General features: G+C 57.8%; 15 protein-coding genes. 7 read left to right on the top strand and 8 right to left on the bottom strand.

Translation table 11 applies throughout. From position 1 onward, the window contains the following. Positions 1 to 6: 6 nt before the first annotated feature. Genes KUV52_RS18350 through pepQ form a run of 3 tightly spaced genes read right to left on the bottom strand, consistent with a single transcriptional unit; the run spans position 7 to position 3457 of the window. Positions 7 to 1464: a TrkH family potassium uptake protein gene (locus KUV52_RS18350; RefSeq protein WP_222527398.1), complete on the bottom strand. Its 1458-nt coding sequence runs from the start codon at positions 1462 to 1464 to the stop codon at positions 7 to 9. Between the two features lie 53 nt (positions 1465 to 1517). Further along, positions 1518 to 2138: a YigZ family protein gene (locus tag KUV52_RS18345; RefSeq protein ID WP_222527397.1), complete on the bottom strand. Its 621-nt coding sequence runs from the start codon at positions 2136 to 2138 to the stop codon at positions 1518 to 1520. After that, a complete protein-coding gene (gene pepQ, locus KUV52_RS18340; protein WP_222527396.1) occupies positions 2138 to 3457 on the bottom strand; it encodes a Xaa-Pro dipeptidase in 1320 nt (439 codons plus the stop codon). Before pepQ ends, KUV52_RS18345 begins: the two co-directional genes overlap by 1 nt. A gap of 174 nt (positions 3458 to 3631) precedes the next feature. Here pepQ and fadB point away from each other — a divergent pair, with 174 nt between their 5' ends. The 4 genes from fadB to KUV52_RS18320 all read left to right on the top strand — a co-directional run bounded on the left by fadB (position 3632) and on the right by KUV52_RS18320 (position 10664). Beyond that, positions 3632 to 5785, top strand: a complete 2154-nt coding sequence (gene fadB / locus KUV52_RS18335; protein ID WP_222527395.1) for a fatty acid oxidation complex subunit alpha FadB — start codon at positions 3632 to 3634, stop codon at positions 5783 to 5785. Between the two features lie 11 nt (positions 5786 to 5796). Next, complete coding sequence (fadA, locus tag KUV52_RS18330; RefSeq protein WP_222527394.1) at positions 5797 to 6960, top strand: acetyl-CoA C-acyltransferase FadA; 1164 nt, start codon at positions 5797 to 5799, stop codon at positions 6958 to 6960. A gap of 146 nt (positions 6961 to 7106) precedes the next feature. Beyond that, a complete protein-coding gene (gene tusA / locus KUV52_RS18325) occupies positions 7107 to 7352 on the top strand; it encodes a sulfurtransferase TusA (protein ID WP_222527393.1) in 246 nt (81 codons plus the stop codon). A gap of 117 nt (positions 7353 to 7469) precedes the next feature. Next, positions 7470 to 10664: an amidohydrolase family protein gene (locus tag KUV52_RS18320; RefSeq protein WP_222527392.1), complete on the top strand. Its 3195-nt coding sequence runs from the start codon at positions 7470 to 7472 to the stop codon at positions 10662 to 10664. 41 nt (positions 10665 to 10705) lie between these two features. On the opposite strand, the gene KUV52_RS18315 is transcribed toward KUV52_RS18320, so the two are convergent. After that, positions 10706 to 11296, bottom strand: a complete 591-nt coding sequence (locus KUV52_RS18315; RefSeq protein WP_222527391.1) for a DNA-3-methyladenine glycosylase I — start codon at positions 11294 to 11296, stop codon at positions 10706 to 10708. A gap of 117 nt (positions 11297 to 11413) precedes the next feature. On the opposite strand from KUV52_RS18315, the gene glyQ reads away from it, so the two are divergent. From glyQ to KUV52_RS18300, 3 genes are all read left to right on the top strand, one after another. Beyond that, positions 11414 to 12325, top strand: coding sequence for a glycine--tRNA ligase subunit alpha (gene glyQ / locus KUV52_RS18310; protein ID WP_222527390.1), 912 nt, complete (start codon positions 11414 to 11416; stop codon positions 12323 to 12325). A 7-nt stretch (positions 12326 to 12332) separates the two neighbouring features. Further along, positions 12333 to 14426, top strand: a complete 2094-nt coding sequence (gene glyS, locus KUV52_RS18305) for a glycine--tRNA ligase subunit beta (RefSeq protein ID WP_222527389.1) — start codon at positions 12333 to 12335, stop codon at positions 14424 to 14426. A 232-nt stretch (positions 14427 to 14658) separates the two neighbouring features. Then, positions 14659 to 15696 (top strand): GMP reductase, encoded by a 1038-nt coding sequence (locus KUV52_RS18300; protein ID WP_222527388.1) that lies wholly within the window; start codon positions 14659 to 14661, stop codon positions 15694 to 15696. 169 nt (positions 15697 to 15865) lie between these two features. Here KUV52_RS18300 and gyrB read toward each other — a convergent pair whose 3' ends face one another. The 4 genes from gyrB to dnaA are packed head-to-tail and all read right to left on the bottom strand — an operon-like array spanning position 15866 to position 21848. After that, complete coding sequence (gene gyrB, locus KUV52_RS18295; RefSeq protein ID WP_222527387.1) at positions 15866 to 18283, bottom strand: DNA topoisomerase (ATP-hydrolyzing) subunit B; 2418 nt, start codon at positions 18281 to 18283, stop codon at positions 15866 to 15868. A 16-nt stretch (positions 18284 to 18299) separates the two neighbouring features. Next, the gene (gene recF, locus KUV52_RS18290) at positions 18300 to 19367 is read right to left on the bottom strand and encodes a DNA replication/repair protein RecF (protein ID WP_222527386.1); all 1068 of its coding nucleotides are present in this window, start codon (positions 19365 to 19367) and stop codon (positions 18300 to 18302) included. After that, the gene (gene dnaN, locus KUV52_RS18285) at positions 19367 to 20467 is read right to left on the bottom strand and encodes a DNA polymerase III subunit beta (RefSeq protein WP_222527385.1); all 1101 of its coding nucleotides are present in this window, start codon (positions 20465 to 20467) and stop codon (positions 19367 to 19369) included. The genes recF and dnaN overlap by 1 nt, the downstream gene beginning before the upstream one ends. Before the next feature lie 13 nt (positions 20468 to 20480). Further along, positions 20481 to 21848, bottom strand: a complete 1368-nt coding sequence (dnaA, locus tag KUV52_RS18280; protein ID WP_222527384.1) for a chromosomal replication initiator protein DnaA — start codon at positions 21846 to 21848, stop codon at positions 20481 to 20483. Positions 21849 to 22004: the final 156 nt, after the last annotated feature.

Below are 22004 nucleotides of genomic sequence, written 5' to 3'. Positions count from 1 at the left end.
TCCTTGTCAGCTCTTCCAGAATGCCGGTGAGAACAGCACCAGCAAGGTAAAGATCTCGAGGCGCCCAAACAGCATTGCCAACACCAGCAACCACTTGGCGGTATCGGTGATGTCCCCAAAATGGTTGGCAACGGCCCCCAGGCCCGGGCCCAGGTTGTTGAGGCAGGCCACGGTGGCACTGAAGGCGGTGATGTCGTCCATGCCGGTGGCAATTAGCGCCACCATAAAGAGGGCAAACAGACCAGCGTACGCGGCGAAAAAGCCCCATACCGCATCGATAACCCGGTCCCCTACCGCTTTGTTGTTCAGTCGGATGGAGTACATGGCGCGAGGGTGGATAAGGCGCTTCACTTCACGCCCGCCCTGCTTGAGCAGCAGAACGATCCGCACCACTTTCATCCCCCCCCCGGTAGAGCCCGCACAACCGCCGACAAAACTGGCCAGGATCAACAGAATGGGCAGGAACAGCGGCCACTCAGAGAAGCTCTGGGTGGCAAAGCCCGCGGTAGTGGAGATGGATACCGCCTGGAACATGGCGTGGTCCAGGGTGGACTCCGGAGAGTCGTAGATGCCGCTGTTCAGCAGCACCAGGAAACAGATGGCAGTCAGCACCAGCTGGAATCCGAGGAACACCTTAACCTCGGTATCGCGAAAGTAGGTTTTCAGGTTCACCCCACGACGCCCAAAGGCGGTGAAGTGGAGGGTGAAGTTCACCCCGGCGATCAACAGGAAAACCACGCAGATGGCGTTGATCAGGCGGCTGTCAAACTGCCCCATGCTGGCGTCGTAGCTGGAGAAGCCACCAATGGAAACGGTCGAGAATGCGTGTCCGATGGCATCGAAAAGGTTCATGCCGGCCAGCCAGTATGCCAGGGCACAGGCGATGGTCAGCGCCAGGTAGATGTACCACAGAGCTTTCGCCGTTTCGGCGATGCGGGGTGTCATCTTGTTGTCCTTCACCGGACCCGGTGTTTCACAACGATACAGCTGCATCCCACCAACGCCGAGCATGGGCAGCACGGCAACCGCCAATACAATGATCCCCATGCCGCCAAGCCACTGCAGCAGGTGGCGGTAGAACAGAATCGCCTTCGGCAGTTCATCGAGACCGGTGATCACCGTCGCGCCCGTTGTGGTCAGGGCGGAGAACGCCTCAAACATGGCGTCGGTAAAGCTGAGATCAGGTTGCGCCGCCAGCACCAGCGGAATGGCCCCGATGGAGCCCAGAACCGTCCAGAACAGGACCACGATCAGGAAGCCCTCTCGGGCACGCAGCTCCTGCTTGGCATGACGATTGGGATACCAGAGCAGCAGCCCAAGCACCAGGGAGAGCACAAAGGCCTGAACGAAGGTGGTGCCTCCACCGTCTTTGTAGATCACAGCGATCAGGGCCGGAGGCAACATGGTGATGCTGAACAGCGCCACCAACAGGCCGATGATCCGGGTTATGGTCCGGTATTCCATTGAGTAAGATAAGAATTGGTTTGTCGCTAGGATACTTGAGAGCGGCGGTGCATTCACCCCTGAGACGGTTTATCAACCTCTAACCGACCCGCACTGCGCTGTCGAAGGTCTCCTTCGAAGGCACTCAACGCGGACTGAGGCAGCGCCAACTCCAGCCGTACACCCGCATCAAAGTGCTGTGCCAGAACCTCACCACGGTGCTGCGCCACCAGGTACTCAACTAAAGGCAGATCACCGTAATCCCCACGCACTTCGACAGAAACCATTGGCACAAACGGGATGGATTTCAAGGATTCCAGCGCCAGTTTGACGCCTCCGGCGTAAGCGCGAACCAGGCCACCCACACCCAGCTTGGTGCCGCCGTAATAGCGCACGCACACAGCGGCCAGCTGGCCCACCTCACACCCCAACAGAACATTGAGCATGGGACGCCCGGCAGAACCGGCGGGCTCTCCATCGTCTGAGGCACCGATATCACGGGTGCATCCCGGCGGCCCCGCCACGAAAGCCAGACAGTGGTGACTGGCTTCCGGGTGTACCGCTTTCAGGCGGGCCTGAAGAGCACGGGCTTCCGCGCCATTCTGGACCCGCTCAATCACCGTCAGAAAACGGCTGCGCTTGATGATCTCTTCAACCTCAACCGGCTCGGCCGGTACGACGAAGCTGTGGCTCATCAGGCCAGACCGTGCTTCCGAGTCAGGTTAATCACACCGTCGTCGGTCACCACCACATCATCCTCGATGCGGATGCCACCAAAGGGACGAAGTTCATCGATCACTGCGGTGTTCAGCTTCGCCTTGGCTTCCTCGGACAGATCTGCAATCAGGCTGTCGATGATGTAGAGGCCCGGCTCAATGGTGAGCACCATGCCTGACTCCAGGATTCGGGTGCAACGCAGCGCCGGGTAAGCCTCGGGAGCCGCCAGATGGGTGCCCTGCTCATCCTGCATAAAGCCCGCAACGTCATGCACCTGCAAGCCGATCTGGTGGCCCAGACCATGAGGAAAAAAGGCACGGGTAATGCCAAGCTCAAACGTCTGCTCGGCGGTGGCGTTGACCAGTTCAAAGCGCACCATCAGTTGCGCCACCTTGCGGTGCATCATCTCGTGCAGTTCGGTGTAGCGCAGTCCCGGTCGAATCGCATCAATGATCGCCAGTTGCGCTTCATCCATTGCCTCAATCAGCTGGCCAAAGCGACTGTTCGGATCCTTGGCGTAAGTCCGGGTGATGTCCGCCGCGTAACCGTTAACCGACGCACCGGCATCGATCAGGAAACTGCGGCTCTCGGACGGCGCTTCGCGCTCCAGCTTGGTGTAGTGAAGAATGGCGCTGTGCTCATTGAGTGCAATGATGTTGCCGTAGGGCACATCGTTCTCGCCGTGCTGTGTGGCCGCCAGGTAAGCCTGCTGAATGCCAAACTCGGAAGCCCCTGCCAGGAAGGCATCGCGAGCCGCCTGGTGACCGGCAACCGCAATGCGGTTTGCCTCATCCATACAGGCGATCTCGTAATCGGTTTTGATGCTGCGATGGAAGTGCAGGAAGTCCAACAGTGGCTGGGGGTTTACCTGGTTCAGGCCCAACTCGGCAGCTCGCTGCGGGTGTTCACCCAGATAAGCCATCTGGCTGCGGTCCGCCGGCAGCAGTTCGGCCACCTGATCCAGGCGCTCAAACGGCACCAGATTGACCTGCTCTACCCAGTACTCAGTGGGCAGCGGCGGCACTTTATGCCAAAAATCGATGGGACGATAAAACAGCAGAGTCGGTTTTTCGCCTACCTTCACTACCAGGTAACAGTGAGGGTTATCTACTACTGGAACCCAATGCTTGAAATGCGGGTTCACCTTGAAGGGGTAGTCCATGTCATCCAGGAAGATCCGGTGAGGCTCACCGGCATGGATGATGATCCCCTCCAGTCCCTGTTTGGCCAGAATGGTATCTGCACGCTGGCGTAGGGTCTGGATGTGTTCCGGATAGGTGTGGGCTAGTCGTTCCATCGTGTACTCGGCAATCGTTCAGCTTGAATAGCCCGGAGTGTATCACCGGGCATGGGGCAATTCATGCCACGGAGTTTAAACACCCGTTTTAAATAGGTGTTGCAATTTACCGTGACCCGCCTCACACTTGCTCACAATGCCATCACTCAGATGTGGTAAAAAAGGAACCCAACCATGATCTTTGAGAGTAATGCCCTCAGCGTCGATTGGCTGGAACCCGGCATCGCCCAGATGACCTTCGATGCCGAAGGCTCCGTCAACAAATTCGACCGCAACACCCTGTCCCAATTCAATCAGGCCCTGGACCGTCTCGCTGAGCAGTCCGATCTCAAAGGTCTGGTGCTGGCCTCCGCCAAAGGCGCCTTTATCGTAGGCGCGGACATCACCGAATTTCTGACCCTGTTCGCCGAGCCCGAGTCTGTGCTGCAGCACTGGCTGGAGGAGACCAATGCCATCTTCAACAAGCTGGAAGATCTGCCGGTCCCGACCATTGCCGCAGTCAACGGTTTTGCCCTTGGTGGCGGCTGTGAAGCGATTCTGGCCTGTGACCTGCGGGTAGCGGACAGCAGCGCTCGCATCGGCCTGCCGGAAACCAAGCTGGGCCTGATCCCCGGCTTTGGTGGCACCGTACGTCTGCCGCGGGTGATCGGCGCTGACAATGCGCTGGAATGGATCACTACCGGTAAGGAGCATCGCCCCGATGCTGCCCTGCAGGTGGGCGCCATTGACGCCGTCGTTGCCCCGGAGGCACTGAAAGACGCGGCGATTGCCATGCTTAAGCGCGCCATCGCCGGTGAACTGGACTGGCAAGGCCGCCGTGCCCGTAAGCAGGCACCGCTGGCTCTGTCCAAGATCGAAGCCACCATGTCCTTCACCACCGCCAAAGGGATGGTGGCCATGAAGGCAGGCCCGCACTACCCCGCCCCGCACGCTGCGGTCGCTGTGGTTGAGCAGGCTTCCCGTCAGGGCCGCGCCGAAGCGCTGCAGGCGGAGCATCAGGCCTTTATCAAACTGGCCAAGAGTGATGTTGCCACCGCTCTGGTTGGCCTGTTCATGAACGACCAGTACGTTAAGGGCAAGGCCAAGAAAGCCACCAAGCTGGCCAAGCCGGTTGAGCAAGCCGCGGTTCTGGGTGCTGGCATCATGGGGGGCGGCATCGCCTACCAATCTGCAGTGAAAGGCACCCCGGTGGTGATGAAGGACATCGCCCAGCCCGCCCTGGACCTGGGCCTGAATGAAGCGGCCAAGTTGCTGGGTAAGCAGGTTGAGCGTGGTCGTCTTAAGCCGGATGGCATGGCTAAGGTGCTTAACAACATCGTTCCCAGCCTGGATTACGCTCCGGTTTCCCACGCCGACATCATCGTTGAAGCGGTCGTGGAAAACCCCAAGGTCAAAGGGATCGTATTGGCGGAAGTGGAAGGGGTTGTGTCCGAAGATGCGGTACTCGCCTCCAACACCTCGACCATATCCATCGACCTGTTGGCCAAGAGCCTCAAGCGTCCGGAAAACTTCTGTGGCATGCACTTCTTCAACCCGGTGCACCGCATGCCCCTGGTTGAGGTGATCCGCGGCGAGAAAACCTCCGAAGAGACCGTAGCCAAAGTGGTGGCCTACGCCGCCAAGATGGGCAAGACCCCCATCGTCGTGAACGACTGCCCCGGCTTCTTCGTTAACCGCGTGCTCTTCCCCTACTTCGCTGGCTTCAGCCTGCTGCTGAAAGAGGGCGCTGACTTCCAGCAGATCGACAAGGTGATGAGCAAGCAGTTTGGCTGGCCCATGGGTCCCGCTTACCTGCTGGACGTTGTCGGCATCGATACCGCCCACCACTGCCTCGATGTGATGGCAGCCGGTTTCCCTGAGCGCATGGGCAAAATGGAGAATGACCCGGTAGACCTGATGTTCCGTGCTGACCGCTACGGCCAGAAGAACAGCAAGGGCTTCTTCCAATACGCTCCGGATCGCAAAGGCAAGCCGAAGAAGACGGTCGATGAGGCGGCGCTGGCGATGCTGGCGGACGCCTACGGCACGCCGAAAGCCTTTGACGCCGAAGAGATCATCGCCCGCACCATGGTGCCGATGATCAACGAAACCGTGCGTTGCCTGGAGGAAGGCATTGTCGCCTCCCCGGCCGAAGCCGATATGGCGCTGCTGTACGGCATCGGTTTCCCCGCCTTCCGCGGCGGCATCTTCCGCTACCTGGATACCATCGGCCTGGACCGCTTTGTCGCCATGGCCGACCAGTATGCCCACCTGGGCCCGCTGTATCAGGTGACCGATAAACTCCGTGAAATGGCCGCCCAGGGCGCGCGTTTCTATCAAGGACAGTAAGGAGCGAGAAGATGAACCAGGCTGTTATTGTCGATTGCATCCGTACCCCTATGGGTCGTTCCAAGGGTGGGGTGTTCCGTAATGTGCGGGCCGAAACCCTGTCCGCGCACCTGATGAGCCAGCTGCTGGTCCGCAACCCGGCACTGGACCCCAACGAACTGGAAGACGTGATCTGGGGCTGTGTTCAGCAGACTCTGGAGCAGGGCTTCAACGTAGCCCGCAACGCCGCCCTGTTGGCGGGACTGCCGAAGCAGGTGGGCGCGGTGACGGTCAACCGTCTCTGTGGCTCCTCCATGCAGGCGCTGCACGATGCCACCCGCGCCATCGCCGTGGGTGATGGTGATGCCTTTATCATTGGTGGCGTCGAGCATATGGGCCACGTTCCCATGAACCACGGCGTTGATTTCCATCCGGGCCTGGCCAACTCAGTGGCCAAAGCCGCTGGCATGATGGGTCTGACGGCAGAGATGCTGGGTAAGATGCATGGCATCACCCGTGAGCAACAGGACGCTTTTGGCGCCCGCTCTCACCAACGTGCCCACGCTGCAACGCTGGAGGGGCGCTTCGATAAGGAGATCGTTGCCATTGAGGGTCACGATGCCGACGGCAGTCTGATCCAGGTGCGCCACGATGAGGTTATCCGTCCGGAAACCACCGTTGAAAGCCTGGCAGCACTGCGCCCGGTGTTCGACCCGGTAAACGGCACCGTCACCGCAGGCACTTCCTCTGCCCTCTCTGATGGCGCCGCCGGTATGCTGGTAATGAGTGAAGCCAAAGCCAAGGCACTTGGGCTGCCGATCCGCGCCCGCATCAAGTCAATGGCGATTGCCGGCTGCGATCCCTCCATCATGGGTTACGGCCCGGTACCGGCCACCCAAAAGGCGCTGAAGCGTGCCGGCCTCACCATGAGTGACATCGACCTGGTGGAGCTGAACGAAGCGTTTGCCGCCCAGTCCCTGCCCTGCGTGAAGGACCTGGGTCTGATGGACCAGGTGGAGGATAAGGTGAACCTGAACGGCGGTGCCATCGCCCTGGGTCACCCGCTGGGTTGCTCCGGTGCGCGCATCTCCACCACCCTGATCAACCTGATGGAGCATAAGGACGCCACTTTGGGTCTGGCCACCATGTGTATCGGTTTGGGTCAGGGTATTGCGACCGTATTCGAACGGGTCTGAGTTCTGGCTTTTCCAAAAGGGCGGCGCAAGCCGCCCTTTTTGATACCCGGATCACTCTGCTAGGCTCAAAAAATGACCAGGTATTGATCGTCTTTGGCGTCGGCGTATCATAGCCGCCTCATCGTTAAGTCTTCGGTAGATCCCCAATGTCAGAACTTTTTGTTAGCGCCCAACACACCCTCGACGCCATCGGGCTGCGTTGCCCGGAGCCGGTGATGATGGTGCGCAAAACCGTTCGAAAAATGGCCGACGGTGAAACCCTGCTGGTGACGGCTGATGATCCCTCCACCACCCGGGACATCCCCAGTTTCTGTCAGTTTATGGATCACACCCTGGTCGCCAGCGATACCGCACAGGCCCCCTATCGATACCTGATCCGAAAGGGTCTCTGACACATTCAAAAACAAATTCCCGGAGGGCGGCACTAGCCGCCCTCTTCGTTTTCCCTGTGATCTTGATACTATGGATTTTGTATACATAGGCATAACAACAAGACTACAGGACGTGTCATGTTTCGAACCTCTCCCATTGCCGCTGCGCTGCTCAGTGCCGGCCTGCTTATCAGTGCTCCCCTCAGTGCCAACGACGACAAACCCAGTTGGGACGTAAACGCCCCCGAAGGGCCGTTGGAAACCATCCAGATTAATGTCTCCCAGGGCACCTGGATGAACCTGGATATCAGCCCCGACGGCAAAACCCTGGTGTTCGATCTGCTGGGCGACATCTACACCATGCCGATTGACGGCGGAGAAGCGACCCCATTGGTTAAAGGCATCGCCTGGCATATGCAGCCACGGTTCAGCCCCGATGGCACTCGCATCGCCTTCACTTCTGATCAGGATGGCGGCGACAACATCTGGACCATGAAGCTGGATGGCAGCGACATGCAGCCGGTCACCAAGGAAACCTTCCGCCTGCTCAACAGCCCCGCCTGGAGCCCCGATGGTCAGTACCTGGTTGGCCGTAAGCACTTTACTGCTCAGCGCAGCCTGGGGGCGGGTGAGGTGTGGATGTACCACATCAGCGGCGGCAAAGGGATCCAGCTGACCGAGCGTCCCAATGACCAGAAAGACCTGGGTGAGCCCGCATTCTCTCCCGATGGCCGTTACCTCTACTTCTCCCAGGACGCCACTCCGGGCAAAACCTTCCACTACTCCAAGGATTCCGTAAAAGGGATCTACAAGATCAAGCGCTATGACCGTGAAACCGGTGAGATTGAGGTGCTGTTGGAAGGGACTGGTGGCGCCATCCGCCCCACTCCGAGCCCGGATGGCCGTTACCTTGCCTTTATCTCCCGCGATGGCTTCCAGAGCGCGCTGTACCTGTATGACCTGGTTTCCGGAGAGAAGCGCAAAGTCTACGACAAGCTCGAGCGCGACATGCAGGAGACCTGGGCCATTCACGGGGTTTACCCCACCATGGCATGGACTCCGGACAGCGACTCAATTCTCTTCTGGGCCGGTGGTGAAATCCGACGCCTTGAGCTGGATTCCGGTGACGTTGACGCCATCCCTTTCCAGGTCACTATCGACAAGCAGGTTCAGCCTGCCCTTCGCTTCCAGCAGGATCTGGATCAGGACCGCTTTGACCTGAAGATGCTGCGCCAGGTGCAGATCAGCCCCGATGGCAAACAGGTGGCCTTTGAAGCCCTGGGCAAGATCTGGCTGCGTACGCTGCCCGATGGCAAGCCACAACGCCTGACCAAACAGGATGAACGGTTTGAACTGTTCCCCGCCTGGTCCCGAGATGGCAAGAAGCTGGCCTACGTCATCTGGGATGATAAAGAGCAGGGTAAAGTGGTCGTGCGCGACCTGCGTCGTAAGCGCGATACCATTGTCACCATTGAGCCGGGCAAGTATGTGGAGCCGGCCTTCTCTCCTGAAGGCGATGCTCTGGTATTCCGAAAGTCCAAGGGTTACTACATCACTCCCCGCAGCTGGAACCGTGAACCGGGAATCTACTGGGTAGACCTCACTGAGAAGGGCGCGGAACCACAACGCATCAGCAAGCGCGGCCACACGCCTCACTTCGGCGGCAGCAGCGACCGCGTGTTCTTCTCAACTATGGAGGGTAAGAAAACCGCGCTGGCCAGTGTCGGAACTCATGGCTTTGAAGAGCGTGTTCACTTCACTTCCGACCACGCCAGCGAATGGCATATCTCTCCCGATGGCAAGCACCTGGCATTCGCTGAACGCTTTAAGGTGTTCCTGACTCCGTTTGCTCAGCACGGTGAAACCCTGCATATCGGGCCCGACGGTGGCAGCCTGCCGGTTAAGCAACTCTCCCACCGCGCCGGGGAAAACATCAGCTGGCGCCTGGATGGCAAAACCCTGCACTGGAGCCTGGGTCCAAGCCTCTACCAGGTCTCTTTGGAAGGGCTGCTGACACCGGGTAGCGAGCTGAAAGCGGAGCCCCAGATCACCGAGATTGGGTTTGAGGCCGACGCGGATGTTCCACGTGGAACCATCGCTTTTGTCGGCGGCCAGGTGATCACTATGGACGGTGACAAGGTGATTGAGGATGCGGTGGTTGTCGTTGAAAACAACAAGATTGCTGCTGTAGGTAGCCGCGACGAAGTAGCACTACCCAAAGGTGCACAAGTGATCGACATCAAGGGCAAGACGTTGATGCCCGGCATCTTTGACGCGCACGCTCACGGCTCTCAGGGTCAGGACGAGATCATCCCTCAACAGAACTGGATCAACTATGCCGGTCTGGCGTTGGGGGTTACCAGCATCCACGATCCCTCCAACGACACCACCGAGGTGTTTGCGGCCAGTGAGATGCAGAAGGCGGGCATCATTGCCGGCCCTCGTATCTTCTCAACCGGCACCATTCTGTATGGCGCCAATGGCCCGGGATACACCGCGCACATCGACAGCTACGAGGATGCGAAATTCCACCTTGAGCGCCTTAAGGCGGTGGGAGCCTTCAGTGTGAAGAGCTACAACCAGCCTCGCCGAAATCAGCGTCAGCAGGTGGTCGCTGCTGCCCGTGAACTGGAGATGATGGTGGTGCCGGAGGGTGGCTCACTGCTTCAGCACAACCTGAGCATGATCGCCGATGGCCACACCGGCATTGAGCACTCTCTGCCTGCCGCCAACCTGTATGACGACATCAAGCAGTTCTGGTCTCAAACCGAGGTGGGGTACACCCCGACTCTGGTCGTAGCCTATGGCGGTATCTGGGGTGAGAACTACTGGTACGATAAAACCGAGGTGTGGAACCACCCTCGCCTCTCCGCCTATGTGCCCAGCGACATTTTGCGCAGCCGTGCGATGCGTCGTCCCACCGCACCGGATGAGCACTACAACCACTTTAATGTGGCCCGTGGTGCCAAGGAGGTCGGTGACCTGGGGGTACACAGCAACATCGGTGCCCACGGGCAGCGTGAAGGGCTCGGTGCACACTGGGAGATCTGGATGTTTGCCCAGGGCGGCATGAGCAACCTGGAAGCACTGAAAACCGCCACCATCAACCCGGCCATCCACTTTGGCATGGACCATCAGTTGGGCTCTGTCACACCGGGCAAACTGGCAGATCTCATCGTGATCGATGGCAACCCACTGGAGAACATCCGGGACACCGACAAGGTGAGCTACACCATGGTGAATGGTCGTCTCTATGACGCCCAATCGATGGATCGCATTGATGGAAAAGGAGAGGAGCGGCAAGCGTTCTTCTTTGAGAGCACCCGCCTCTGATAGGTAGTGAAGAAGAAGGGGGAGCTTCTGCTCCCCCTTCTTTATTCGCGGCGCCCGTCACTTTCCTGTTGGCAAATCCGGTATTGCGGGCAGGTCACCATATGGTCATTCACCATCCCAACCGCCTGCATAAAGGCGTAGCAGATGGTGGAACCGACAAAGTTAAAACCGGCCTTTTTCAGCGCCTTGCTCATGGCATCGGATTCGACCGATGTGGCGGGCAACTCACCCGTGCTCTCCCACCGATTGACGATGGTCTGGTGGCCCACAAAGCCCCAAAGGAAATCCGCAAAATCGATCCCCTCAGCTTCCATCGCCAGAAAGGCCCGGGCATTCTTAATGATGGAATTCACCTTCAGTCGATTACGGACAATGCCGGGATTCTGCAGCAGCAGCTCCACCCTGGCGTCGTCGTAGAGGGCGATCTTAGCCGGGTCAAAACCATCAAAGGCCGCGCGGTAGCTTTCGGTTTTGCGCAGAATGATCAGCCAGGAAAGTCCCGCCTGCTGCCCATCAAGGCAAAGCTTTTCGAACAGTTCGTATTTGTCACGAACCGGCCGACCCCATTGATTGTCGTGATAGGCCACGTACTGGCGATCATCCCCACACCAGCTGCAACGTCCTTCGCTCATCGCTTTTCCTTATCCCTCAACGGCTCCGGGCATAAAATTTAACCTACATTCGACCTGTGGCACAGGGTATAATCTCCCCCATTTACCATCATTTTCTACCGCATTCAGGTCGATCCCATGCAGAAGTATGATACCAAGACCTTCCAGGGCATGATCCTTGCCCTGCAGGACTATTGGGCCCAGCAAGGCTGTGCCGTTGTCCAGCCTCTGGACAAGGAAGTGGGGGCTGGAACCTCACACCCTCTCACCTGCCTGCGCGCACTGGGTCCGGAGCCTTTTGCCGCCGCATATGTGCAGCCCTCCCGCCGTCCGACCGACGGTCGCTACGGTGAAAACCCCAACCGTCTGCAGCACTACTACCAGTTCCAGGTGATGCTCAAGCCCAGCCCGGACAACATCCAGGACCTGTACCTGGGTTCACTGCGCGCCTTGGGCGTCGACACCAGCGTTCACGATATCCGTTTCGTGGAAGATAACTGGGAAAACCCGACTCTGGGCGCCTGGGGCCTGGGCTGGGAAGTATGGCTGGATGGTATGGAAGTGACTCAGTTCACCTACTTCCAGCAAGTGGGTGGTCTGGAGTGTAAGCCGGTAACCGGTGAGATCACTTACGGCATTGAGCGTCTGGCAATGTACATCCAAGGCGTAGACAACGTCTATGACCTGGTCTGGTGTGATGGCCCGTTTGGCACCATCACCTATGGCGATGTGTTCCTGCAAAACGAAGTGGAGCAGTCCACCTACAACTTCGAGCACGCGGATGTGGACTTCCTGTTCACCTACTTTGACCAGTGTGAGAAGGAGTGCCAGAAGCTGCTGGCACTGGAAACTCCCCTGCCCCTGCCTGCCTACGAGCGGATCCTGGACGCGGCTCACGCCTTCAACCTCCTGGATGCCCGTAAGGCAATCTCCGTCACCGAGCGTCAGCGTTACATCCTGCGGATCCGTACCCTGACTAAGGCCGTGGCAGAGGCCTACTACGCGTCCCGGGAAGCACTCGGCTTCCCCATGTGCAAACCGGCGAAATGAGGCAGTGATGGAACAACAGACTTTTCTGGTAGAGATCGGTACTGAAGAGCTGCCGCCGAAGGCACTGCGTACCCTGGCCGAATCCTTTGCCGCTAACATGACCGACAGCCTGAGTGCGGCTGAACTGAGCTACGGTGAACTGAGCTGGTTCGCCGCGCCTCGCCGCTTGGCCATCAAGATCACTGAACTGGCCAGCCAGCAGGCAGACAAGGTGGTAGAGAAGCGTGGCCCCGCCGTTCAAGCGGCCTTTGATGCTGATGGTAACCCCACCAAGGCTGCCGAGGGTTGGGCACGCTCCAACGGCATCACCGTTGCTGAAGCGGGCCGTATCGCCACCGATAAGGGTGAATGGCTGCTGCACAAGGCCGAAGTGAAGGGCCAGTCCGCTGCGGAACTTCTGCCCCAGATGGTGGCCGACGCCCTGGCCAAGCTGCCGATCCCGAAACCGATGCGCTGGGGCGCTTACGACACCCAGTTTATCCGTCCGGTTCATACCGTCACTCTGCTGCTGGATAACCACCTGTTACCGGCCACCATTCTGGGTAAGGCCAGCGGCAACACGCTGCTGGGCCACCGCTTTATGGGCGAGCAGGCGCTGACCATCGAACACGCCGATCAGTACCCCGCGCTGCTGGAGCAACAGGGTAAAGTGATCGCTGATTACGAGGCGCGTAAAGCCAAGATCAGCGCCGACATTCAGACGGCTGCCGCCGCCATCGGTGGTCAGGCGGATCTGGATGAAGACCTGCTGGAAGAAGTGACCTCTCTGGTGGAGTGGCCGGTTGTGCTGACCGCCTCCTTCGAAGAGAAATTCCTGGCGGTTCCGGCCGAAGCTCTGGTGTACACCATGAAGGGTGACCAGAAGTACTTCCCGGTCTATGACGCAGAAGGCAAGCTGCTGCCGAAGTTCATCTTCGTTTCCAACATCGAGTCCAAAGACCCGTCGGTGGTCATTGCCGGTAACGAGAAGGTGGTGCGCCCGCGTCTGGCGGATGCCGAGTTCTTCTTCGAGACCGACAAGAAGCAGCCGTTGGAAGCCCTGCTGCCGCGTCTGGAGACCGTACTGTTCCAGAAGCAACTGGGCAGCCTGAAGGATAAGACCGATCGCATTCAGGCCCTGGCGGAACACATCGCCGGTCTGATCGGTGCCGATACTGCCCACGCGGCTCGTGCAGGCCAGTTGTCCAAGTGCGACTTGATGACCAACATGGTGTTCGAGTTCACCGACACCCAGGGCATCATGGGGATGCACTACGCCCGTCACGACGGCGAACATGAGGCGGTCGCCATTGCACTGAATGAGCAGTACCAACCGCGCTTCGCCGGTGACGAACTGCCCTCCTCAGGTGTGGCTCAAGCCCTGGCCATCGCGGATAAGATGGACTCCCTGGTGGGCATCTTTGGTATTGGTCAGCCGCCCAAAGCGGATAAAGACCCCTTTGCACTTCGCCGTGCCGCCATTGGTGTACTGCGTATCGCTGTAGAGAAAGCCCTGCCGCTGGACCTATTTGATCTGGCTGCCTTCAGCTACAGCCTGTTCGCCGAACAGGAGAAGCTGGACGCCGATGGCAAGAAAGGCGCCGAGATCTGCAACCAGGTCGTGGACTTTATGCTGGGTCGTTTCCGCGCCTGGTATCAGGAAGAGGGCTTCCCGGCCGACGTTATCCAAGCCGTACTGGCAGTGCGTCCGACCCGCCCTGTGGACTTTGACCGTCGTGTTAAGGCGGTACAGCACTTCCGTACTCTGGATGCCGCAGAAGCGTTGGCAGCGGCCAATAAGCGCGTGGGCAACATCCTCGCCAAGGTTGAAGGCCCGATTGCCGACCAGGTGGATGCAGCACTGCTGCAGGATGACGCCGAAAAGGTACTGGCCGACAAAGTGGCTCAGGTGTCTGCCCGTGTTGAGCCCCTGTTTGCCGCTGGTGATTACCAGGACGCGCTGCTGGCCCTGGCCGACCTCCGTGAGCCTGTTGATGCCTTCTTCGAAGCCGTCATGGTGAATGCTGAAGATCCGGCCCTGCGTGCTAACCGTCAGGCACTGCTCAAACAACTTCGTCATTTGTTTATGCAGGTTGGTGATATCTCACTGCTTCAGCAGTAACACCAAGACGTTGAAACAAAAGCAAAAGGCCACCTCAGGGTGGCCTTTTTCCTTTCTGCAAAACACAGTGTTCTGATTGAATATATTGCCTTGGAACAATCACTCGTTAGAATGCCGAAAACCGGTGCGCGTGCTAATTCATTAGGCCAGATGTACCGGTTGAATAGCCTCTCTCTATTCCCGTCATCTGCCCTAATTTCATAGAAGTTTATTTTTGAAGTAGGGTAACTCCATGCATATCGAAGCGGATCTGAAACTGGGCTTTAAAGACGTTCTGTTCCGTCCTAAACGCTCCACTCTGTCCAGCCGTTCTCAGGTGGACATCCGCCGTACCTTCCAGTTCAAGCATGCCGAAGGCAGCTGGACCGGCATTCCGGTCATCGCCGCCAATATGGATACGGTGGGTACGTTCGAAATGGCCGAAGCCCTGGCGCAGCACCTGATGCTGACTGCCGTGCATAAGCACTACAGCGTTGAGCAGTGGAACGCCTGGCTGGCCACTCAACCGGAAACCATCTTTGACCACGTGATGGTCTCCACCGGCACCTCCCAGGCCGACTTCGAGAAGCTCAATACCATCCTGGAGTGCAACCCGAAACTGCGCTTCATCTGCATCGACGTGGCCAATGGTTACCAGCAGAGCTTTGTCGACTTTGTTCGCAAAGTGCGTGAAGCCCAGCCCACCCGCGTTATCGTGGCGGGTAATGTGGTGACCGGTGAGATGGTAGAAGAGCTGATCATCAGCGGCGCTGACATCGTGAAAGTGGGTATTGGCCCGGGCTCTGTTTGCACCACCCGAGTAAAGACCGGTGTAGGCTATCCGCAGCTGTCTGCCGTTATCGAGTGTGCTGATGCCGCTCACGGTCTGGGTGGTCAGATCGTCTCCGACGGTGGCTGTACCTGCCCAGGTGACGTGGCCAAGGCCTTCGGCGGCGGCTCTGACTTCGTGATGATCGGCGGCATGTTCGCGGGCCACGAAGAGGCTGGTGGCGAAGTGATCGAGAAGGACGGTAAGAAGATGATGCAGTTCTATGGCATGAGTTCTGACACTGCCATGAACAAGCACTCTGGTGGGGTTGCCACCTACCGTGCCTCAGAAGGCAAAACCGTAATGGTGCCCTTCCGTGGTCCGGTAGAAAATACCGTACAGGATGTACTGGGCGGCGTGCGCTCCACCTGCACCTACGTCGGTGCGGCCAAACTCAAAGAGTTGACCAAGCGCACTACCTTTATCCGTGTTCAGGAGCAGGAAAACCGCGTGTTCGGCTAATCGTCACGCCAGGTGATTTCCAAAAACGCTGCCAACGGGCAGCGTTTTTTTATGGATGTTCCACGTGAAACATCCTCTCTACTCTCAGAAGCCCATAATGGGTAACCGAACGAAACGCACAAAAAAGGCAGCCTGATGGCTGCCTTTTCATTAGGTGGTAGGACCGGAATTATACGTCCAGGTTAGCCACCAGCAGAGCGTTCTTCTCGATGAAGTCGCGGCGTGGTTCAACCTGATCACCCATCAAGGTGGTGAACAGCTGGTCAGCACCGATGGCGTCTTCAATGGTCACGCGCAGCATACGACGAGTTTCGGGATCCATGGTGGTTTCCCACAGCTGATCCGGGTTCATCTCACCCAGCCCCTTATAGCGCTGGATGTAGAGGCCACGCTTGGATTCGTTCATCAGCCAGGTCAGTGCATTCTCAAAGCTCTCTACCGGCAGGGTACGCTCGCCACGACGGATGTAAGCGCCCTCTTCCACCAAGTCGCCAATAGCGTTGCCCAGGGCAACAATGCGGCCATAGTCGGTGGAGTGCAGGAAGTCGAAGGTCAGCAGATAGTTGCTCTCGACACCGTGCTGACGAAGGATAAGCTTCGGCAACCACAGGCCACGCTCACTCTCTTCCTCCAACTCGTAGCGGTAGGTCGCGCCTTCCAGATCCAATTCACCCAGCGCTTCAACCAGACGCTCAGTCCACTCGGTAATTTGCGCTTTATCTTTCAGCTCACCTTCGGTCAGGGCCGGAGCATAAACCAATTGGTTCAGCAGGCTCTTGGGGAAACGGCGGCTTTGACGCTCAACCACATCCTGAACCTCACGGAACTGGTTCACCAGACGCTCCAGATGCTCACCACTGATGCCCGGGGCATCGGGATTCACATGCAACGCGGCGTTATCCAGAGCCAGAGTGGTCAGGTATTCCGTCAGGGCAGGCTCATCTTTGATGTAGCGCTCCTGCTTACCTTTCTTCACCTTGTAGAGAGGCGGCTGAGCGATGTAGATGTATCCACGCTCAATCAGCTCAGGCATCTGACGGTAGAAGAAGGTCAGCAGCAGAGTCCGGATGTGGGAACCGTCCACGTCAGCATCGGTCATGATGATGATGTTGTGGTAGCGGGTCTTGTCCGGGTTGTACTCGTCGCGACCGATACCGCAACCCATGGCGGTGATCAGTGTCGCCACCTCCTGAGAGGAGAGCATCTTGTCGAAGCGGGCCTTCTCCACGTTCAGGATCTTACCCTTCAGCGGCAGAATCGCCTGGTACTTGCGGTTACGGCCCTGCTTCGCAGAACCGCCCGCAGAGTCACCCTCCACAATGTAGAGTTCGGACAGTGCCGGGTCTTTCTCCTGGCAGTCCGCCAGCTTGCCGGGCAGGCCAGCCAGATCCAGGGCGCCTTTACGGCGAGTCATCTCACGGGCTTTACGCGCAGCTTCACGAGCGCGGGCCGCATCGATGATCTTGCTGACCACGGTCTTCGCATCACCCGGGTTCTCCAGCAGGAAGTCCTGCAGCTGCTCACCCATGGTTTGCTCTACCGCCGTCTTCACCTCAGAGGAGACCAGCTTGTCTTTGGTCTGAGAGGAGAACTTCGGATCCGGCACCTTAACGGAGATAACCGCAGTCAGACCTTCACGGGCATCGTCGCCGGAAGCACTGGTCTTGGCTTTCTTGCTGTACCCTTCCTTGTCCATGTAGTTGTTCAAGGTACGGGTCAGCGCGGCGCGGAAACCGGCCAGGTGAGTACCACCATCGCGCTGCGGAATGTTGTTGGTGAAGCAGTAGATGTTTTCCTGGAAGCCATCGTTCCACTGCAAGGCCACTTCTACGCCGATGCCATCTTCGCGCTCGACGGTGAAGTGGAACACCTGCTGGTGCACCGGGGTCTTGTTCTGGTTAAGGAACTCAACGAACGCCTGGATACCGCCTTGGTAGCAGTAGTGATCCTCTTTACCATCACGCTCATCCTGCAGGCGGATGGAAACGCCGGAGTTCAGGAAGGAGAGCTCACGGAGACGCTTGGCCAGAATCTCGTAATGGAAAGTGGTATCCGAGAAGATCTGAGAACTGGGCCAGAAACGAATGGTGGTACCGGTCTTATCGGTATCGCCAACCGCTTTCAGGGGCGCCAGAGGATCACCCAGGTTATAAGTCTGCTCATGGATATGGCCCTGACGACGAACGGTCAGTTCCAGCTTGTCAGAGAGGGCGTTTACTACGGAAACACCTACCCCGTGCAGACCACCGGATACCTTGTAGGAGTTGTCATCGAACTTACCGCCGGCGTGCAGCACGGTCATGATCACCTGTGCGGCAGAAACCCCCTCTTCGGGGTGAAGATCTACCGGGATACCACGGCCATCATCTTGTACGGAAACAGAACCGTCGGCATGGATGGTGACCACGATATCGCTGCAGTGACCTGCCAAGGCTTCGTCGATGGAGTTGTCCACGACCTCAAACACCATGTGGTGCAGACCGGTACCGTCGTCGGTATCACCGATGTACATCCCCGGGCGCTTACGCACTGCGTCCAGGCCTTTGAGTACCTTAATACTCGAGGAATCGTAGCTATTTTCTGCCATACGCCTGTCTCGTTGATTAATTCTGTTCGGTTACCCGACCCTGTTCCACGTGAAACCGTTTATTCCAGGGGATCATTGCCAACTGGTCCGGTTCAATGGCGGTGACGAACACCTGCTCACCTGTGGAGATAAGTTGTTCAAGCAACAGCGTGCGGTGGCTCTCATCCAGCTCAGAGGCCAGATCGTCCACCAGATAGATGCAACCACGGCTGCTGTCTTTCTGCCCAAGAATCTTGCCTTGGGCAATTTTGAGCGCGCAGACCAACAGCTTAAGTTGGCCTCGGGACAACCCATCCTGAACCGGCAGGTTGCCCACCCGCAGGCGCAGGTCCGCTTTATGCGGGCCGGACACCGTGTACCCAAGCTGCTTGTCGCGCTCTAGCTGACCCTGGATCTGCGCCGAGAGTGGGGTTTTACTGTCCCAGCCCTGGCTAAAACTGACCCGGATCGGTAGGTCGGGCAAAAACTGATTTATTATACCCGTCAAAGTGTCATTTAACGAGCTTACCCACCGTTTCCGTATATCGGTCAGCGCTTCACCATACTCACTTAACTGCTTGTCCCAAATAGCGAAGTGATGATCGGGCGCCTGTTGCCGCAACAGCTGGTTACGCTGTTTCAGCAAGCGTCGGTAGCGGGACCAGATCCCGATAAACTGTGGGTCACTGTGAAACGCGCCCCAATCAATAAATTCCCGTCGTGCCTGCGGCCCTTCCAGCAACAACGCGAAGCTCTCCGGGCTGATCAACTGGAGCGGAAGACAGGCGGCCAACTCTGCAAGACGTTCGGGACGCTCACCGTTGATCCGAACCTCACTGTCCCCATCCCGGCCACGTCGCAGACCCAACTTTTCCCCGGCCGTCGTGCGAGCGAACAGCACCAGGTTGGGTTGGTCGTGACGAATGGCACGTGGCGCCAGATGAGTGCGGAAGGAGCGGCCTACACTGAGAAACCAGATCGCCTCCAGTACACTGGTTTTTCCGCTGCCGTTATCCCCGTAGATAAGGTTCAGGCCACCGGCTGGTTCCAGCGTGGCGGCCTGAATGTTTCGGAGATTTTGGATATGAAGACGGTCGATCGCCATCAGAGTCGCATCGGCATCACCACGTAGAGTGACTCATCGTTGTCCGCGTTCTCAAACAACGCACTGCTGTTCGCCTCTCCCAGCACCATCTTCACGTTCTCCTGTTTCAGTGCATTGAGCACATCCAGGACATAGGAGACGTTAAAGCCGATCTCCAGAGAGGAATAGGGATAGGCCAGATCCAGCACCTCTTCCGCCTCCTCCTGTTCCGGGTTGTTGGCGGTGATGGTCAAACGATCGTTCTCCAGCAGCAAACGCACGCCGCGGAACTTTTCGTTGGAGAGAATTGAAGCACGGGCAAACGCCTGACGCAGAGCATCACGTTCTGCCACCACCACCTTGTCACCGTCTTTGGGTAATACCCGGCGATAGTCGGGGAAGCGTCCATCCACCAGCTTGGAGGTGAAGATGGCATCCTTGGTGACAGCACGAATGCTTGATTCACCAATGCACAGCGTAATCTCAGCCTGCTCGTCTTCAAACAGTCGGCTCAGTTCCACTACGCCTTTACGAGGCACAATCACCTGCTTTTCTGGCAGGGACGCTTCGATAACCCGATGGCTGACCGCAAGGCGGTGACCGTCGGTCGCCACGGTTCGCAGCACATTGCCTTCGGTTTCAAACAGCATGCCGTTGAGGTAGTAACGAACATCCTGGTGCGCCATGGAAAACTGAGTGGCTTCAATCAGCGATTTCAGGACTCCCTGGGGCAGAGTAAATTGCAGATCGCCCTTCCAGTCGCCAATCTCGGGAAACTCTTCAGCCGGCAAGGTGGAGAGCGAGAAACGGCTGCGACCGGACTTGATCAGCAGACGGTTGTCCTGCTGCTCGATCTTCAGCTCTGCCTGATCCGGCAGGCTTTTGCAGATGTCCAGAAACTTACGGGCTGGCACCGTAGTGCGCCCGGGCTGGATCTCCCCCTCTATCTCAACCTGGCCGATCAGTTCCACCTCAAGGTCCGTACCGGTCACCTTAAGTAAGTTACCACTCACTTCCAGTAAGACGTTGGCCAGAATAGGCAGATTATGGCGACGCTCAACGGCACCAGATACCAGTTGAAGGGGCTTCAGCAGGGTTTCCCTGTTGATGACAAATTGCATGTTCACTCACCCATCAGGAGGACAAGGTTCGGATCAGGTTCGCGTAGTCTTCTTTGATGTCATGACTCTCCTCCCGCAACTGCTCAATCTTGCGGCAGGCATGAAGCACCGTAGTGTGGTCACGACCCCCAAAAGCGTCCCCTATTTCGGGAAGGCTATGGTTGGTCAGTTCCTTGGCCAGAGCCATGGCAACCTGACGAGGCCGTGCAACGGAACGCGAACGACGTTTTGACAACAAGTCGGCCACCTTGATCTTGTAGTACTCGGCAACCGTCTTCTGAATATTGTCAATCGTAACAAGCTTTTCCTGCAAAGCCAGCAGGTCACGCAGTGCTTCACGAACGAAATCGATGGTAATGGGGCGCCCGGTAAAGTTGGCGTTGGCGATCACCCGGTTCAACGCCCCTTCCAGTTCACGGACGTTGGAGCGCAGACGCTTGGCAATAAAGAAAGCCACTTCGTCTGGCAGATGGATATTACTCTCCTCCGCCTTGCGCATCAGAATCGCCACACGGGTTTCCAGTTCCGGCGGCTCGATCGCCACCGTCAGGCCCCAGCCAAATCGTGACTTCAGTCGATCCTCTACCCCATCGATCTCCTTGGGATAGCGATCAGAGGTGAGAATGATCTGGTGATTGCCCTCAAGCAGGGCGTTAAAAGTGTGGAAGAACTCCTCCTGAGATCGGTCCTTGTTCGCGAAGAACTGGATATCATCGATCAGCAGGGCATCAACGCTGCGATAGTAGCGCTTGAACTCAGCAATCGCGTTGTTCTGCAGGGCTTTCACCATGTCCTGAACAAAGCGCTCTGAGTGCATGTACACCACCTTGGCATTGGGCTTCCTTTTCATGATCCCATTGCCTACTGCGTGCAGAAGGTGAGTCTTACCCAAACCGGTTCCGCCATACAGGAAGAGCGGGTTATAGGCGCCACCAGGGTTATCCGCGACCTGGCTGGCCGCAGCACGGGCCAACTGGTTGGACTTACCCTCAACGAAGTTGTCGAACTGATAGTTGGGATTGATATTGCTACGCACCGCCTGATTACTGCTGGCCGGCGGTTCCGGTCGGGCCGGGCTGGCAGGCGCGACAGCGGCGGGACGAGGCATGCCGATGTCCACCTTGGGGCGGGCTTCAGGCTTGCTGCCAATATCAAACTGAAGGGCTGGAGCCTGGTCGCCCAGAGTTTCAGCCAGGAACGCAGTGATGGAGTTCAGGTACTTGTCCCGCACCCAGTCCAGCACAAAACGATTCGGTGCATAGAGGACCAGAGTGTCGCCCATGAGTTCCGCCTGTAACGGCCGGATCCACATGCTGAATTGCTGTGCGGGCAACTCATCACGAAGTCGCTCAACGCACTGCTGCCATACCGGTAAACTCACCGCGAAAGCCCCAAGGTAATCAGTCCAAAAGAGGATCAATTTTACCCACCTTAACGACCGATCGCTATAGCCTTAACAAAGGTTATCCCCAGAAAAGATCCTTGATCTTTCGTCAGAGATCCGATCCAGGGATCGCAAGTAAGATCCCTGTAAATC

The sequence above is a fragment of the Ferrimonas balearica genome (assembly GCF_019802055.1).
Taxonomy (GTDB): domain Bacteria; phylum Pseudomonadota; class Gammaproteobacteria; order Enterobacterales; family Shewanellaceae; genus Ferrimonas; species Ferrimonas balearica_A.
This window is presented reverse-complemented; position numbering and strand designations above follow the sequence as displayed.

Coding starts and splice junctions, on each gene's coding strand:
- recF (WP_222527386.1), bottom strand. CDS start 19,367: ATGGCGATCGACCGTCTTCATATCCAAAATCTCCGAAACATTCAGGCC.
- KUV52_RS18300 (WP_222527388.1), top strand. CDS start 14,659: ATGCATATCGAAGCGGATCTGAAACTGGGCTTTAAAGACGTTCTGTTC.
- KUV52_RS18350 (WP_222527398.1), bottom strand. CDS start 1,464: ATGGAATACCGGACCATAACCCGGATCATCGGCCTGTTGGTGGCGCTG.
- glyS (WP_222527389.1), top strand. CDS start 12,333: ATGGAACAACAGACTTTTCTGGTAGAGATCGGTACTGAAGAGCTGCCG.
- fadA (WP_222527394.1), top strand. CDS start 5,797: ATGAACCAGGCTGTTATTGTCGATTGCATCCGTACCCCTATGGGTCGT.
- glyQ (WP_222527390.1), top strand. CDS start 11,414: ATGCAGAAGTATGATACCAAGACCTTCCAGGGCATGATCCTTGCCCTG.
- KUV52_RS18345 (WP_222527397.1), bottom strand. CDS start 2,138: ATGAGCCACAGCTTCGTCGTACCGGCCGAGCCGGTTGAGGTTGAAGAG.
- pepQ (WP_222527396.1), bottom strand. CDS start 3,457: ATGGAACGACTAGCCCACACCTATCCGGAACACATCCAGACCCTACGC.
- gyrB (WP_222527387.1), bottom strand. CDS start 18,283: ATGGCAGAAAATAGCTACGATTCCTCGAGTATTAAGGTACTCAAAGGC.
- dnaN (WP_222527385.1), bottom strand. CDS start 20,467: ATGCAATTTGTCATCAACAGGGAAACCCTGCTGAAGCCCCTTCAACTG.
- KUV52_RS18320 (WP_222527392.1), top strand. CDS start 7,470: ATGTTTCGAACCTCTCCCATTGCCGCTGCGCTGCTCAGTGCCGGCCTG.
- tusA (WP_222527393.1), top strand. CDS start 7,107: ATGTCAGAACTTTTTGTTAGCGCCCAACACACCCTCGACGCCATCGGG.
- fadB (WP_222527395.1), top strand. CDS start 3,632: ATGATCTTTGAGAGTAATGCCCTCAGCGTCGATTGGCTGGAACCCGGC.
- KUV52_RS18315 (WP_222527391.1), bottom strand. CDS start 11,296: ATGAGCGAAGGACGTTGCAGCTGGTGTGGGGATGATCGCCAGTACGTG.